Origin of the sequence: Vibrio sp. V38_P2S17PM301, from assembly GCF_009904845.1 — a bacterium.
GTDB lineage: Bacteria > Pseudomonadota > Gammaproteobacteria > Enterobacterales > Vibrionaceae > Vibrio > Vibrio proteolyticus.
The window spans coordinates 29,910-46,093 of record NZ_WXWO01000029.1 but is presented as its reverse complement, the minus strand read 5'-3'; the positions used below and the strand labels follow the sequence as shown (position 1 = coordinate 46,093).

Genomic DNA, 16,184 nt, shown 5'->3' with positions numbered 1-16,184 from the left:
TCACAATAAGCGATGGTGTTGATTAAGCGGATAACGCCAGAATGGTGCCTGGAAGAATCAGGAAAACCGATAACAGGTAGCCTGCAACAACTGCTTTGTTTTTGATCGCCATTTCGGAGATCATATCGGCACCTTTCAGTGGCAGTTCACGCAGGAACGGAATACCGAAGATCAGCAGGGTTGCCAGTATGTTGAAGGTCAGGTGAACCAGAGCAATTTGCAGGGCGAAGACCGCGAACTCACCCGTTACTGCTGTTGCCGCCAATAACGCGGTAATGCAAGTACCGATGTTCGCCCCAAGGGTAAATGGGTACACGTCACGCACTTTCAGGACGCCAGTCCCAACCAGTGGCACCATCAGGCTGGTAGTGGTAGAAGAAGACTGCACCAAAACCGTGACTATAGAGCCAGATACGATACCGTGGATCGGGCCACGGCCAATGGCGTTTTTCAGAATGTCACGAGCGCGGCCAACCATCAGACTCTTCATCAGTTTGCCCATCACCGTGATAGCCAAAAAGATAGTGGCAATACCGAGGACAATCAACAGCACACCGCCAATCGTATCGCCGAAAGTTGACAACGGGCCTTTGATCGCGCTGACCACAGGTTTGGTGATCGGTTTGATGAAGTTGAAGCCTTTCAGGCTCATGTCACCGGTAGCCAGTAGTGGCGACACCAGCCAATGGGAAATTTTTTCCAGAATGCCAAACATCATTTCCAGAGGCAGGAAGATCAGTACTGCAAGCAAGTTGAAAAAGTCGTGGATAGTGGCACTTGCAAACGCGCGTTTGAACTCTTCTTTACAGCGAACGTGGCCCAGGCTGACCAGAGTGTTGGTGACCGTGGTGCCAATATTGGCGCCCATGACCATAGGAATGGCGGTTTCGACCGGCAGTCCGCCAGCCACCAGGCCCACAATGATCGAGGTGACTGTACTGGAGGATTGGATTAACGCCGTCGCCACCAGGCCGATCATCAACCCGGCAACTGGATGAGAGGCAAATTCAAACAGTACTTTGGCTTGATCGCCCGTCGCCCATTTGAAACCACTGCCTACCATAGATACTGCCAGTAGCAGCAGATAAAGCATGAATGCCAAGTTAGCCCAGCGTAACCAGCGAGTCGTACCCGAAATCGGTGACGCTGCAGTAGTAGCTTGGTTCATCATTTTTTTCTCCGTGGACCTGTATGGATAGAACTGAGGTCGGTTGTTGAAACTGTGGGCGATAGTAGAGAGCGAATGTTTCATTAATATGACAGTTATATTGAAACTGATGTGTTTTTGAGCGCTTGAACCCTTGTTGGTGAATAAAATTATCAGTAGTTATTTATCTTTTTGATTTATATAATTTTTATAACTTGTTTTGTGACGAATTTTGGCGCAGATTTTTCGTACCTGTAGGTGTTATGTAAAGCGTTTTGTGACACGGGTACGGCATTGCTGTCATATTTCTGGTTGTACTGTTCGGAATAATTATGATTTTTTCTCTAATAATTCGGTTTTAACGATTTATTGTGGTCACAAAATACATTTGCTATAAACAAAGCTCGACGACCTTGATGGAATACAGGCATGTCTCACCTCAACTACAACCACCTTTATTACTTTTGGATGGTATGCAAACAAGGCTCAGTCACTAAGGCGGCGGAAGCTTTGTTTCTGACGCCGCAAACTGTCACTGGGCAAATCAAAGCGTTGGAAGAACGGATGGATGGCAAACTGACTAAGCGTAATGGGCGCAGTGTCGAGCCTACCGAGTTGGGTCAACTGGTGTTCAAATACGCAGACCGAATGTTTGGCCTTAGCTATGAGATGCTGGATATTGTCAATTACAGCCAGCGTTCAAACATCCTGTTCGATGTTGGTGTGGCGGATGCGTTGTCAAAGCGATTGGTAAGTAAGATTCTGATGACGACTGTACCAGCAGACAACAGCATTCATTTACGTTGTTTTGAGTCGACCCACGAAATGTTACTTGAACAACTGTCGCAACATAAATTAGACATGATTTTATCCGACTGTCCGGTGGATTCCGGTCAGAGCCCGGGGCTGTACAGTAAAAAGCTGGGTGAGAGTAAGATGAGCTTTTTCTGCTCTGGCAATCTGGATAAGGTCAGATTTCCTGCGGTGCTTGAGCAGCGTAAACTGCTGATCCCTGGAAGTCGCACGGCGATGGGGCGTAAAGTACTGCAGTGGTTTGATCGTCAGGGCATTCAGCCCAACATCTTGGGTGAATTCGATGATGCGGCATTAATGAAAGCCTTTGCCCGTTATCACCATGATGTGATTTTTCTTGCGCCTTCTTTATATGTGTCAGAAGTGGGGGATGATCTGCCGCTTCAGTTGATCGGACACATCGAGGAGCTTAGAGAAGAATATTATGTCATTTTTGCCGAGAGGATGATCCAACATCCGGCAGTAAAAAACGTTTGTGACGCGGATTTTAGCAATTTGTTTGAATGATTAATTTTATTCTTGTGAACAAATCGATTACTATCTCCGCTGATATTGTAAATTTTTATAAATTCGCTTGACTGACTAGGTTAAACTTGTGAAGTCTGAGATGTACAGTTGTTCCAAGGGATCCCGCCTATGAACCTACAAGAAATGGAAAAAAACTCGGCTAAAGCGGTGGTGTTGCTTAAGGCCATGGCTAATGAGCGTCGGCTGCAGATCTTGTGCATGCTGCATAATCAGGAGCTATCGGTTGGAGAATTGTGCAGTAAACTTGAATTGAGCCAGTCGGCATTATCCCAGCATCTGGCGTGGCTGCGACGAGACGGTCTGGTGCATACACGCAAAGAGGCTCAAACGGTTTACTACACGTTGAGCAGTGATGAGGTGAAAGCCATGATTCATTTGCTGCATCAGCTGTATTGCAAGGAAGCAGCGATGGCGTAAGCCATCGCTTTTTACTTTTTAAGGTAAAATTCAGGTATAAAAAAACCGGCCATGCAGCCGGTTTTTTTCTTCACTGTGTTATCAGAGTTCTATTACAGAGCTTTGATTGCAGCAGAGAAGCGAGACTTATGACGTGCAGCTTTATTCTTGTGAATAAGGCCTTTAGTCGCCATGCGGTCTAGGATTGGTGTAACTGCAGCAAATGCTTCAGTTGCAGCAGCTTTGTCGCCTGCTTCGATAGCAGCAACAGTTTTCTTCATGTAAGTGCGCATCATTGAACGACGGCTAGCATTGTGCTGGCGACGTTTCTCAGCCTGGATAGCGCGCTTCTTAGCAGATTTACTATTTGCCAAGGGTCTAACTCCCAAAAACTTTAGTTCGGTGACAATTTAAGGGCAGGGAATATCCCTCATTAGCACTTAATTGTCAAATGATTTGTGCAAAAACCACTCGAAACCAAACAAATTTTGGTAAGAAAAGGTCTTCGCGGTTAAGATGGCGTGGATTCTAACAGTATTTTTATACCAATGCTAATACTTATCTGCTCTTACGCCGACATTCCTTTCCCGGCGAGGTAGATAATCGGATTTTTAGCTGCTTCGACAGAGGTTAAAGTGAGTAAACGTCTTCTTAAGTCTGGCCTGATCGTCAGTGCCATGACTTTGGTTTCGCGTGTCCTGGGATTAGTCCGGGACGTGGTAGTCGCCAACTTGATGGGCGCAGGGGCTGGGGCTGATGTCTTTTTTCTGGCCAATAAGATCCCCAATTTTTTACGTCGCCTGTTTGCCGAAGGCGCATTCTCTCAGGCGTTTGTTCCGGTCTTAACCGAATCACATGCTCAGGGGGATATGGACAAAACGCGTGAGCTGGTTGCTCGCGCTGCCGGTACGCTCGGGGTGATTGTCACCGTGGTTACCCTGCTGGGTATTCTGTTCTCCGGAGCCGTCACTGCGGTGTTTGCGGCGGGGTGGTTCTGGGACTGGCTGAATGGTGGTCCGTCGGCAGAAAAGTTTGAACTCGCCACCTTGATGCTCAAACTGACCTTTCCTTATTTATGGTTCATTACGTTTGTGGCCCTGTCCGGTGCCATCCTCAACACCATGGGAAAATTCGCCGTCTCTTCTTTTACGCCGGTGTTTCTCAATGTGATGATCATCTTTTCGGCCTGGTTTATTTCACCGCAGATGACTCAGCCGGAGATTGGTTTGGCGATCGGGGTGTTTCTCGGTGGTCTGGTTCAGTTTCTGTTTCAGATCCCGTTTCTGATTAAGGCCGGGGTGATGGTCAAGCCGAAATGGGGCTGGCGTGACCCGGGGGTCGTAAAGATCCGGACGCTGATGATCCCCGCGTTGTTCGGGGTTTCCGTCAGCCAGATCAACCTGTTGTTTGACACCTTTATTGCCAGTTTTCTGCAAACCGGTTCAATCAGCTGGCTGTATTATTCTGACCGGTTGCTGGAGTTTCCGCTCGGGTTGTTTGGTATCGCAATTGCCACGGTGATTTTGCCGGCGCTGTCGCGTAAACACGTCGACGCCCAAGGCGAAGGCTTTGCTCACACTATGGACTGGGGGGTGCGTATGGTCACCCTGTTGGGGATTCCCGCCATGTTGGGGTTGATGGTGTTGGCCAAACCGATGTTAATGGTACTGTTTATGCGCGGGGAGTTCAGTCCTCACGATGTGCATCAGGCGTCGCTGTCTCTGCTGGCGTATGCGTCTGGCCTGTTGAACTTTATGCTGATCAAAGTGCTGGCCCCGGGATATTACTCGCGCCAGGACACCAGAACGCCGGTCAAATACGGCATCATTGCTATGGTGACCAATATGGTATTCAACGCGATTTTTGCCTGGATGTACGGTTATGTCGGTCTGGCGATAGCCACGGCCTTGTCGGCATTTGTCAATATGGCGCTGTTGTACCGCGGTCTGCATTTGCAGGGGGTGTATCAGGTGACTCGCCAGACCATCTCTTTCGTGGCGCGTCTGATTGTCGGTGGCGCACTGATGGTCGCAGCAATCCTGTGGGCAGATAAAGACATGTCGGTGTGGCTGAGCTGGAGTGGGTCGTACCGGGCGCTGATGTTGGCGATGCTGATTGGCCTTGGTGCCTTGGTATATCTCATTAGTCTGTTTATCATGGGGATTCGCCTAAAAGACTTAAAAGCAGCGACAGATTAAGATGGATTAGTATATAATCCGTCAGTTTCACACATTGATAATTGAGAATTGCAAGGTTTCAGCGTATCTCCATGGAATTAATCCGCGGTATTCATAACATCAAAGCAAGTCATCATGGCTGTGTTCTGACCATCGGCAACTTTGATGGTGTGCACCTCGGGCATCAACAAGTGTTGAGCCAGGTTTCTGAGCAGGCGAAAGCACTGGACTTACCTTCAGTGGTGATGACGTTTGAACCTCAACCGATGGAGCTGTTCGCGAAAGACAAAGCGCCGGCCCGTCTGACTCGCCTGCGCGATAAGTTTGTGCAGCTCGGGAAACTCAATATCGACAGACTGCTGTGTGTGAACTTTAATGTGCACTTTGCCAACCTGAGTGCGGAACAGTTCATTCGTGACTTGTTGGTCGCAAAATTGGGTGTTAAGTTTCTGGTGGTTGGCGATGATTTTTGCTTCGGCAAAGGGCGCACGGGCAACTTTGCCATGTTGCAACAAGCCGGCCGGGAATACGGCTTTGAAGTCGTCAGTACCCAGAGTTTCTGTTTGCAGCAACAACGTGTCAGCAGCACCGCGATTCGTGAAGCGCTGGCTAGTGATGATCTGGTTGCCGCCAGTAGCATGCTGGGGCGTCAGTACAGCATCAGTGGGCGGGTGTCACACGGCCGAAAATTGGGCAGAACCATAGGTTTCCCAACCGCCAATATCCCGCTCAAGCGTTGCGTGTCACCGGTTTCCGGTGTGTATGTCGTTGAAGCATACGGTTTACAGGACACGCCGGTTGGCGGCGTCGCGAATATCGGCCAGCGCCCGACGGTCAATGGCATTCGCCAACAACTTGAAGTGCATTTGTTTGACTTTCACGGCAATTTGTACGGCAAACAGCTGGAAGTCGCACTGTTACATAAGCTCCGAGACGAGCATAAATTTGAGTCGTTTGATGCGCTCAAACAACAAATTGAATTGGATGCTGAGGCAGCAAGGGTGTGGCTGCGTCGGCTTAAGCGTTAAACGGTTTAGTCCACCGTTTAACATAATGTCTAACTATCGCCCAACATAACGGAATTAAGAATCGATGAGTGAGTATAAAGATACCCTGAACTTACCTGAAACAGGGTTTCCGATGCGCGGCAATCTGGCCAACCGCGAGCCAGAAATGCTGAAGCGTTGGTATCAAGAAGACCTTTACGGCGAAATCCGTAAAGCGAAAAAAGGCAAAAAATCTTTTGTATTACACGATGGCCCTCCATACGCCAACGGTGATATTCATATTGGCCACGCACTGAACAAGATTCTTAAAGACATTATTATTAAATCCAAAACACTTTCAGGTTTTGACGCACCTTACATTCCTGGCTGGGACTGCCACGGTCTGCCTATCGAACTGATGGTAGAAAAAAAGGTTGGTAAACCAGGTCAAAAAGTTACCGCGGCGGAGTTTCGCGAAAAATGCCGTGACTACGCTGCGGGTCAGGTTGAAGGTCAGAAAGAGAGCTTTAAGCGCCTTGGTATCATGGGTGAGTGGGACAAGCCTTACCGCACCATGGACTTCGACACGGAAGCGAACATCATCCGTGCATTGGGTAAGATTGCTGACCAAGGTCACCTGTTGAAAGGCTTCAAACCGGTTCACTGGTGTACCGACTGTGGCTCTGCATTGGCAGAAGCAGAAGTCGAGTACAAAGACAAAGTCTCTCCTTCGATTGATGTGCGCTTTAAAGCGGCAGACGAAGCGGCGTTGTTGTCTAAATTTGCATTAAGCGAAGGCCACGAAGGTCACGGCGATATTTCTATCGTTATCTGGACCACCACACCTTGGACACTGCCAGCGAACCGCGCGGTGTGTCTGCGTGACGATCTGGAATACGTGTTGATCCAAGTTGAGGGTGACGATGCGTCTGAACGTCAACCTGAGCGTATTATCGTCGCTTCTGAGCTGGCGAAAGACGTGATGGATCGTGCCGGCATCGAGCACTTCCACAATCTGGGCTTTGCGAAAGGCGCGGATCTGGAGCTGACTCAGTACCAGCATCCGTTCTACGACTTTACTGTGCCTGCGATTCTTGGCGATCACGTGACAACAGATTCTGGTACGGGTGTGGTTCACACGGCACCTGGCCACGGCCAGGAAGACTTCGCGGTTGGTCAAAAATACGGTCTGGAAGTCGCGAACCCGGTAGGTTCCAACGGCGTTTACCTGCCAGATACAGAGCTATTTGCTGGTCAACATGTATTTAAAGCCAATGATGCGGTTGTGGAAACGCTCAAAGAGAAAGGTGCGCTGCTGCATCACCACGCTTACGAGCACAGCTACCCGCACTGCTGGCGTCATAAAACGCCAATCATTTTCCGCGCAACCCCACAATGGTTCGTGTCTATGGACCAGGCTGGCCTGCGTACAAAAGCACTTGAGTCCATCAAAGGTGTACAGTGGATGCCTGAATGGGGTCAAAGCCGCATTGAAGGCATGATCGAAGGTCGCCCAGAGTGGTGTATCTCTCGTCAGCGTACCTGGGGTGTGCCGATTGCACTGTTTGTGCATAAAGAAACCGCAGAACTTCACCCCAACACCTCTGAGCTGATTGAAAAAGTGGCTCAACTGGTTGAGCAAAAAGGCATTCAGGCTTGGTGGGATGTCGATGCGGCGGAACTGCTGGGCGAAGAAGATGCAGCGAATTACGAGAAAGTACTGGATACACTCGACGTCTGGTTTGACTCGGGTGTGACCCACTTCTCAGTGGTTGATGCTCGTGAAGAATACCACGGCCACAGTGCAGATCTGTACCTGGAAGGGTCTGACCAACACCGCGGTTGGTTCCAGTCTTCACTGATCTCATCGATCGCGATGAAAGGCGAAGCGCCATACAAACAAGTACTGACACACGGTTTCGTGGTTGACGGTCAAGGCCGTAAGATGTCGAAGTCGATCGGTAACGTTGTGGCACCTAAAGATGTGACCAACAAGCTGGGTGCCGACATTCTGCGCCTGTGGGTGGCATCAACCGATTACACTGGCGAAGTCGCCGTATCGGATGAAATTCTGAAACGCAGCGCCGATGCGTACCGTCGCATCCGTAACACCGCCCGTTTCTTCCTGGCGAACCTCAACGGTTTCAACCCAGAAACGGATCTGGTTCCGGCTGACGAAATGGTGGCACTGGATCGCTGGGCGGTTGGTCGTGCACTCGCCGCGCAAGAAGAGATCGTGAAAGCGTACGGCGAATACAACACGCACGCCGTCACGCAGCGTTTGATGCAGTTCTGTTCAATTGAAATGGGCTCGTTCTACCTGGACGTGATCAAAGATCGTCAGTACACCGCGAAACGTGGTGGCCACGCGCAGCGCAGCTGTCAGACCGCACTGTACTACATCGTTGAAGCTTTGGTTCGCTGGATGGCGCCAATCATGTCGTTCACAGCGGACGAGATCTGGAACGAAATGCCGGGTCAACGTGACAAGTTTGTCTTCACGGGGGAATGGTTCGATGGTCTGTTCGGTCTGGCTGAAGGCGAAGAGCTGAACAACGAATTCTGGGCTGAAATTCAGTCGGTGCGTAATGCCGTCAATAAGCAATTGGAAGCTGCACGTAACGAAAAAATCATTGGTGGTGCGTTGCAGGCGTCAGTCACGCTGTACGCTGACGACGCGCTGGCAGCGAAAATCAACAAACTGCAAGATGAGCTGCGTTTTGTGTTGCTAACCTCTGATGCAGTGGTTAAGCCAGTGAGCGAAAAAGGTCAAGCGGCGCATGCCACTGAACTGGATGGCTTGTTCGTTGAAGTTGCCGCGATTGACGCTGAGAAGTGCGACCGCTGTTGGCACCACACTCCGGATGTTGGCACCATTGTTGGTCACGAAACCATTTGTGGTCGCTGTGTGTCTAACGTCGACGGTGAAGGCGAAGTTCGTCGATTCGCTTAATTTGATTTCACGGCCGCTGCGGTGGCCGTGATAACAGGAATGATGAATGAGTGAACAGACGCTAACTTTAAAACAATCTGGTATTCGCTGGCTGTGGCTGGCTTTGCTGGTGTTTGTTGCCGACATCGGCATCAAGCTGGTGGTGATGAACAGCATGGGTTACGGTTGGGAAAACCGCATAGAGATCCTGCCGTTCTTCAACCTGTTATACGTCCACAACTACGGTGCCGCGTTCAGTTTCCTGAGTGATCAGGCGGGATGGCAACGTTGGTTGTTTACGGGGATTGCTTTTGCAGTCACGGCCATGCTCTCTTACTGGATGAGCAAGTTACCCGCACAAGAGAAGTGGAACAACATTGCGTATGCGCTGATCATTGGTGGCGCGGTTGGCAACGTGTTTGACCGAGTGGTGCATGGTTTCGTGGTGGATTATCTGGACTTTTTTTGGGGAAATCATCACTGGCCAGCATTCAATCTGGCAGACATGGCCATTTGTATTGGTGCGGCGATGATCATTGTCGACAGCTTTCGCAGTAAAGACAAGGCCAAAGGCTGAACCGCCCAGGAACTGAATAACCCTAAGCGCCATCCGTTGATTCGGGAGGCGCTTTTTACTATAAAGGCTCGACACAGAGTCAACTCGCGGGCGATGCCCGTCATCTATCAAGGAAGCCCTGACGTGACTACGATTACCCACAATTCAGCAGTGACCCTGCATTTTACGATTAAACTCAGCGATGGCTCGGTGGCCGACAGTACGCACAACATGGGCAAGCCAGCCAAGCTGGTGATTGGTGACGGCAGTCTGAGCGATAATTTTGAACAATGTCTGCTGGGGATGGCACCGAATGAGCAGAAAGCCATTGAACTGAAAGCCGCCGACGCATTTGGTATGCCAAACCCGGACAACATCCATCATATGGATCGCGCCCGTTTTGTCGGTGACGCTGAAGTGGAAGTTGGCACCGTCATGGCGTTCAGCGGTCCGGATGGGATGGAAATTCCGGGGATCATTACCGAGATCGCAGGGGATTCCGTGACCGTGGACTTCAATCATCCTCTGGCCGGACAAGATGTGACTTTTGAAGTTGAGATTTTGTCAGTAGAATAACGCCCCAGACAGAAGAACTCCCATGAGCAATGAAATGAAAATACTGTTAGCAAACCCACGCGGTTTCTGTGCCGGTGTTGATCGCGCCATCAGCATTGTTGAACGTGCGCTGGAAATGTATCAACCGCCGATTTATGTCCGCCATGAAGTGGTGCACAACCGGTTTGTGGTCGAAGGCCTGAAACGTCGTGGTGCGGTGTTTGTCGAAGAGCTGCATGAAGTGCCGGACGACAACATCGTAATTTTTTCTGCTCATGGAGTCTCGCAGGCAGTCCGTCAGGAAGCGAAAGCCCGTGCTTTGACGGTGTTTGATGCCACATGCCCACTGGTCACGAAAGTGCATATGGAGGTGGCGCGCGCCAGCCGTAAGAATATGGAAGTGGTGCTGATTGGCCACGCGGGTCACCCTGAAGTGGAAGGGACCATGGGGCAGTACGCCAGCGATAGCGGTGGTATGTATCTGGTGGAAAAGCCGGCTGATGTCGCGGCGTTGCAGGGCAAAGTAAAGCACCCGGATAATCTTCACTACGTCAGCCAGACAACGTTGTCGGTGGATGAAACCGCCGATGTGATTGAAGAGCTACGTCGGGTATTTCCACACATTCAGGGGCCGCGGAAAGATGATATTTGTTACGCGACTCAGAACCGTCAGGATGCTGTGCGTGAGCTGGCGGAAACGGTGGATGTGATGGTGGTAGTGGGCTCCAAGAATTCGTCCAACTCCACCCGATTGAAAGAGCTGGCTGAGAAACTCGGCACGCCGGGGTATCTGACTGACTGTCCGGAAGACATTCAGCCACAATGGTTTGAGGGCAAACAGAAGATCGGTGTGACTGCCGGGGCGTCGGCGCCGGAAGAGCTGGTTAACCAGATCCTCAATCGAATCCGCGAACTTGGCGCTGAGTCTGTCGAGGAAGTGCTGGGGCGCGAAGAAAACATGTTCTTTGAAGTGCCGAAAGAGCTGCAAATCAAACAGGTTGACTAACCTGGTGATGGAACAATGAGGCGACCTGATGGTCGCCTTTTTTCTATCTCGCGCAGAGTGTTTGGTTAGGGCTGGATGCGCTGCCACAGCAAAGCATCTTGTTCTGGTGGGCTTTGGGTACTGAGGCTGCTGTCACTCGCACAAGCAGAGTCATAGTGGTCTTGTGAAAACAAAAAGAGCTCCCGAAGGAGCTCTTTGACGTTTAAGCTAAATCGTTACAAGGTCAGGCGGTCTCCGCCACTGCCTGAGGTTTTTCTTCGTCGCTCAGGGCCATTTCACCTTTGCCTTTTGACGTCTTGATCACGTAGACCATGGCCGCCAGCGAGAATACTACACCCACGATGGTCGACAGCTGCATTGGCAGACCGAAGCCGAGCGTGCTGCTGTTGAGGATGAAGGTCACACAGACGCTGGTCATGAAGACCGCTGGCACGGTGGTGATCCAGTGCAACTTATTGTGGCGCAGCAGGTAAGCGGATGCGGTCCACAACATCATAACGGCCGTAGTTTGGTTGGCAAAACCGAAGTAACGCCAGATGATACCGAAATCGACTTGAGTCAGTACGCCGCCGATCACGAACAGAGGCACTGCCATCAGCAGACGATTGCGTAGTGTTTTCTGCTCCATATTGAAGTACTCGGCCAGAATCAGGCGGCTTGAGCGGAACGCTGTGTCACCAGAGGTGATGGGCAGGATCACAACGCCCAGGAAGGCAATCACACCACCAAAGACACCCAACAGACCGAAAGAAGAACTGTACACGACATTGCCTGGTCCGCCGTTTTTCACCGCTTCCGACAACGCTTCCAGTGAGCCGAAGAACGACAGGGCGATTGCACACCAAATTAGGGCAATAACACCTTCGCCGATCATCGCGCCATAAAAGACAAAACGGCCGTTCTTTTCGTTTTCCATGCAGCGTGCCATCAGCGGCGATTGTGTGGCATGGAAACCAGAGATCGCACCACAGGCGATGGTGATGAACAGGGCAGGCCACAATGGCATGTCGTTCGGGTTCAGGTTAGAGAACATATCACTGACCTGGAAATCGCCCATCACCGTGTGTTCACTGGAGACGGCAACGGCCGTCATCAGGCCGACAGACATGAAAATCAGCAGCGCCCCGAACAGTGGATAAAAGCGGCCAATGATTTTATCGACAGGGACAATGGTTGCAATGATGTAGTACGCGAAGATGATCACCACCATGGTTGTCATGCTGACGTTGAGGCTGGTCTGATCGTTGATCAGGTTGGTGATCATGCCAGCAGGTGCGGAGACAAACACCACCCCAACCAGCAGCAGCAGAACAATGGCAAAAATGTTCATAAAATGTTTCGCGCCATTGCCCAGATAACGTCCGGTAATACTCGGAACCGATGCACCACCATTGCGCACGGACAGCATGCCGGAGAAGTAGTCGTGTACCGCGCCTGCGAAGATACAGCCGATCACGATCCACAGCATAGCGGCAGGGCCGTAAAGCGCTCCCATAATTGGGCCAAAAATCGGACCCACACCCGCAATGTTCAGCAACTGCACCAGGTACACTTTCTTGGTTGACATCGGTACGTAATCGACCCCGTCGGTTTTGGTGTGTGCCGGTGTTTGGCGCTGTTCATTAATACCAAATATTTTCTCGACGAAAGCGCCGTAAATAAAGTATCCGCCGATGAGGGCTGCGACACAGGTTAAGAACCACAACATAGCAATTGTCCCTTGATTAATTGATTAAGCTCAGCCTGGATATTACGTCGCAAGGAGTCGAGAAACATCCGCTTTTACCTTGAGTGGTCGTATCCTGATGTGAGTGGTAGCCAATGACATTGAGCGGTTTTGGTGCGGAGTGAACGGTTGTGGTGCAAGAGGAGTGCTGCTCTCCCGGCGAAGCCGGATAGTCTACAATTGGGTAGCAAAAGTATGTCGTTAGTGGCATGTTGGTGGGTAGTACACGCATTGTTATAAAGGAACAAAAATGAAAACAATCATAATATTGAGCGCAGTGGCAATCCTGGCAGGCTGTGCCAGCAGTACCGCAGACCTGGCGCAGCAGGGTAATTGGCATCAAATCGGTTATCAGGATGGCGTGAAAGGGGCGGAGCAGCGCAATTACAAAGAGCTCTCCAAGTATGGTGCGGCCAATCAGGCGGATTACAACCTCGGTTACAGCGAAGGGCTGGACGAGTACTGCAATCCGAACTTTGCCTATCAGATAGGCTTATCCGGACAGTATTACAGCGGCGTTTGTGAAGGCACCAAAAGCGCACAGAAATTCCGAATGGAATGGCAGCGTGGTTGGAATGACTACAGTACCAACAATTCCGACTACTAAACCGGACGGGATAAGCTCACTATGCAAATGGAAAGTTCTGCGCTGATGTTTGCCGCTGTCGGTGTGGTTGGGCTCGGTTGTCAGTGGCTGGCATGGCGGTTGAGATTGCCGGCGATTTTGTTTTTGTTGCTCGCTGGGATTGTGGTCGGTCCGGTTAGCGGCGTGTTGGACCCGGATCATCTGCTCGGTGATCTGCTGTTTCCGCTCATTTCTCTCGCGGTGGCGGTGATTTTGTTTGAAGGCAGCTTAACACTGAATTTCAAGGAGATCCGTGGCGTCAGCCGTTCGGTCTGGAGCATCGTTACCCTGGGAGCCTTGATTTCCTGGGGGCTAACCAGTGTGGCCGCTCACCATCTGCTGGATTTTGACTGGCCACTGGCGTTGTTGTTTGGCAGCTTAACGGTCGTCACGGGCCCAACGGTGATCGTGCCGTTATTGCGTACCGTGCGCCCGACCAGCAAGCTGGCCAACATTCTGCGTTGGGAAGGCATTTTGATCGACCCGTTAGGGGCGTTATTCGTGGTGATGGTGTATGAATTCATTGTCTCCAACAGCCAGATGCACAGCCTGGAAGTGTTTGCCGCGATCATTGCAGTGGGGGTGATACTCGGTACGGGGGTCGGGGCACTGATGGCACACATACTACGTCGCGGTATGCTGCCGGAATATCTTCAGCCGTTCGCGGTACTGAGTGTGGTGCTGGGGGTGTTCACTCTGTCGAATGCAATAGAGTCTGAAGCCGGACTACTGACGGTGACAGTGATGGGCATGTGGCTGGCCAATGCCAGAGACGTCAATATTCAGCATATTCTTCACTTTAAAGAGCATTTGACTATCTTGCTGATCACGGGCCTGTTTATTTTCCTCGCGGCACGTATCAGTATTGATGAGTTTACCGCGCTTGGCGCAGGTGCTCTGCTGTTGTTTGCTTTCATGCAATTGGTCGCAAGACCCGCGTCGATATTTCTCTCTACGCTGCGCAGTAATCTGGCCGTGAGAGAAAAGCTGTTTCTCTCCTGGGTCGCTCCGCGTGGCATAGTGGCGGCATCCATTTCATCACTGTTTGCAATCAAGCTGGTCGAGTATGGTATGGCGGAAGCTGCGTTGCTGGTGCCGCTGACGTTTATGGTGATCATCGGTACGGTGGTACTGCAAAGTGCGACTGCCCGTCCGGTGGCCATCGCTCTCGGTGTGGCGGAGCCTGCTCCGAAAGGCTTTATGTTGGTTGGTGCCAACGAAGTGGCACGTAAAATAGGTCTGGCGTTGGCCAAATACGATCGACGTGTGCTGCTGACAGACTCAAACTGGGATTATATTCGCCAGAGCCGGATGTTGGGACTGGAATGTTATTACGGCAATCCGATTTCCAGCCATGCTGAGGAATACCTGGATCTGATCGGCATCGGTCAAGTGCTGGCGCTGAGCCCGGATCGACATTTCAACGCCATGGCGTGTATGCAGTTGGTGAGTGAATTCGGTGATCAGAAAGTCTATTGTCTGCAGGACAATAATGGCAATGGTAACCACGACAAGCACTACGTTGCCGAAGAGTATCGCGGTATGTCATTTCTGGGCGGAGAGGTGAGTTACAAAAAGCTCGCCAGTCTGCTTAATCAGGGCGGTGAGATCAAGCACACCAAACTGAGTGACAGTTTCAGCTATCAGGACTATCTGTCACATCACAAAGAAAGCTTTGTACTGCCGCTGTTTTCTGTGGGCGAAAAAGATCGGATTATCATATGCAGTAAACCTGCTGAATTCTGGCCCCAGCCAGGGCATACGGTAGTGTCGATCATTAAATCCAATGAGAGCCGTTAACGGCTCTCGTTGTCGTGATCAACCGCTTTGCGCAGAAATCCCTGATTGCTGTCGAGTTTCGCTTTGGCTTGCTGGTAATCCATGCCTGTCAGTTGCATCAGTATGGCCACTTTGGCGTTGTTGTCGCTGCGCGTCAGCAGTGACCGTGCTTCAGCATAATCGCAATCGGTGGCCTGCATGACGATACGAGCGGCACGGGCGACCAGCTTTTTGTTGGTCGCTTTCACATCCACCATCAAGTTTTGATAGCTTTTCCCCAAGCGGATCATAGAGGCGGTTGTCAGCATGTTCAGAACCAGCTTCTGCGCCGTCCCGGATTTGAGTCGGGTAGAGCCGGTCAGGGCTTCCGGACCGACCACCGGGCTGATGGCAATGTTAGCCAGATGGGCAATCGTCGAGTCTGGATTACATGAGAGTGCGACTGTGGTTGCGCCGAGCTGATTGGCGTATTCAAGTGCACCAATTACGTAGGGGGTCCGGCCACTGGCGGCGATACCCACCAACACATCCTGCTCGCTAAAACGGATGCGCTGCAAATCTTCCATCCCCAACTGTGGGGAATCTTCAGCCCCCTCTTTGGCTTTCAGGATCGCTTCCGGTCCTCCTGCAATCAGGCCCAGTACCATCTGATCTGACACGCCAAAGGTCGGAGGGCATTCCGACGCGTCCAGCACGCCAAGTCGACCGCTGGTTCCCGCTCCGATGTACACCAGCCGGCCGCCGTGTTGAAAAGCTTGGGTAATACAATCCACCGCGTCGGCGATCTCCGGCAGCACTTTTTCTACCGCCAGCGGGACCAGTTTGTCCTGTTGATTAAGGCGTTTAACGATTTCAAGTGAAGGCAGCAGATCGATGTCCATGGTGTCCGGGTTACGGCCCTCTGACACCAAATGAGACAGCGCTGCAAGTAATGCATCGTTAGTCATGATATTCCTTA

Annotated in this window: 14 protein-coding genes; 10 read left to right on the top strand and 4 right to left on the bottom strand. The window is 51.1% G+C overall.

Annotated elements, in window-relative coordinates; all coding sequences use genetic code 11:
* Window positions 1-22: 22 nt before the first annotated feature.
* Entirely contained in the window at window positions 23-1,171 is a 1,149-nt protein-coding gene (locus CAG64_RS06945) for a Na/Pi symporter (protein ID WP_021705635.1), read from the bottom strand.
* Window positions 1,172-1,576: 405 nt separating this feature from the next.
* Between CAG64_RS06945 and nhaR the strand changes: the two genes are divergently transcribed.
* Together nhaR and CAG64_RS06935 are read left to right on the top strand one after the other, a co-directional pair.
* Window positions 1,577-2,467: a transcriptional activator NhaR gene (nhaR, locus tag CAG64_RS06940; protein WP_021705634.1), complete on the top strand. Its 891-nt coding sequence runs from the start codon at window positions 1,577-1,579 to the stop codon at window positions 2,465-2,467.
* 129 nt (window positions 2,468-2,596) lie between these two features.
* Complete coding sequence (locus CAG64_RS06935; RefSeq protein WP_021705633.1) at window positions 2,597-2,905, top strand: ArsR/SmtB family transcription factor; 309 nt, start codon at window positions 2,597-2,599, stop codon at window positions 2,903-2,905.
* 92 nt (window positions 2,906-2,997) lie between these two features.
* On the opposite strand, the gene rpsT is transcribed toward CAG64_RS06935, so the two are convergent.
* Window positions 2,998-3,258, bottom strand: coding sequence for a 30S ribosomal protein S20 (gene rpsT, locus CAG64_RS06930; RefSeq protein ID WP_021705632.1), 261 nt, complete (start codon window positions 3,256-3,258; stop codon window positions 2,998-3,000).
* A gap of 261 nt (window positions 3,259-3,519) precedes the next feature.
* Between rpsT and murJ the strand changes: the two genes are divergently transcribed.
* From murJ to ispH, 6 genes are all read left to right on the top strand, one after another.
* The gene (gene murJ, locus CAG64_RS06925; RefSeq protein ID WP_021705631.1) at window positions 3,520-5,082 is read left to right on the top strand and encodes a murein biosynthesis integral membrane protein MurJ; all 1,563 of its coding nucleotides are present in this window, start codon (window positions 3,520-3,522) and stop codon (window positions 5,080-5,082) included.
* 71 nt (window positions 5,083-5,153) lie between these two features.
* Complete coding sequence (gene ribF / locus CAG64_RS06920) at window positions 5,154-6,089, top strand: bifunctional riboflavin kinase/FAD synthetase (protein WP_161447377.1); 936 nt, start codon at window positions 5,154-5,156, stop codon at window positions 6,087-6,089.
* A gap of 64 nt (window positions 6,090-6,153) precedes the next feature.
* Window positions 6,154-9,000 carry an isoleucine--tRNA ligase gene (gene ileS, locus CAG64_RS06915; protein WP_161447375.1) on the top strand — a complete coding sequence of 949 codons (2,847 nt, stop codon included), beginning with the start codon at window positions 6,154-6,156 and terminating at the stop codon, window positions 8,998-9,000.
* Window positions 9,001-9,046: 46 nt separating this feature from the next.
* Window positions 9,047-9,556: a signal peptidase II gene (lspA, locus tag CAG64_RS06910; RefSeq protein ID WP_021705628.1), complete on the top strand. Its 510-nt coding sequence runs from the start codon at window positions 9,047-9,049 to the stop codon at window positions 9,554-9,556.
* Between the two features lie 123 nt (window positions 9,557-9,679).
* Window positions 9,680-10,111, top strand: a complete 432-nt coding sequence (gene fkpB / locus CAG64_RS06905) for an FKBP-type peptidyl-prolyl cis-trans isomerase (protein ID WP_021705627.1) — start codon at window positions 9,680-9,682, stop codon at window positions 10,109-10,111.
* Window positions 10,112-10,133: 22 nt separating this feature from the next.
* Window positions 10,134-11,096, top strand: coding sequence for a 4-hydroxy-3-methylbut-2-enyl diphosphate reductase (gene ispH / locus CAG64_RS06900; RefSeq protein WP_161447373.1), 963 nt, complete (start codon window positions 10,134-10,136; stop codon window positions 11,094-11,096).
* A 223-nt stretch (window positions 11,097-11,319) separates the two neighbouring features.
* Here the strand turns inward: ispH and CAG64_RS06895 are convergent, their stop codons facing one another.
* Complete coding sequence (locus tag CAG64_RS06895; protein ID WP_161447371.1) at window positions 11,320-12,804, bottom strand: carbon starvation CstA family protein; 1,485 nt, start codon at window positions 12,802-12,804, stop codon at window positions 11,320-11,322.
* Window positions 12,805-13,072: 268 nt separating this feature from the next.
* Between CAG64_RS06895 and CAG64_RS06890 the strand changes: the two genes are divergently transcribed.
* Both CAG64_RS06890 and CAG64_RS06885 read left to right on the top strand, forming a co-directional pair.
* Window positions 13,073-13,429 carry a DUF2799 domain-containing protein gene (locus CAG64_RS06890; protein ID WP_161447369.1) on the top strand — a complete coding sequence of 119 codons (357 nt, stop codon included), beginning with the start codon at window positions 13,073-13,075 and terminating at the stop codon, window positions 13,427-13,429.
* A gap of 21 nt (window positions 13,430-13,450) precedes the next feature.
* A complete protein-coding gene (locus CAG64_RS06885; protein WP_161447367.1) occupies window positions 13,451-15,247 on the top strand; it encodes a cation:proton antiporter in 1,797 nt (598 codons plus the stop codon).
* Here CAG64_RS06885 and murQ read toward each other — a convergent pair.
* Window positions 15,244-16,173, bottom strand: coding sequence for an N-acetylmuramic acid 6-phosphate etherase (gene murQ, locus CAG64_RS06880; protein WP_161447365.1), 930 nt, complete (start codon window positions 16,171-16,173; stop codon window positions 15,244-15,246). The two genes, CAG64_RS06885 and murQ, sit on opposite strands and share 4 nt — an antisense overlap.
* Between the last annotated feature and the right edge of the window lie 11 nt (window positions 16,174-16,184).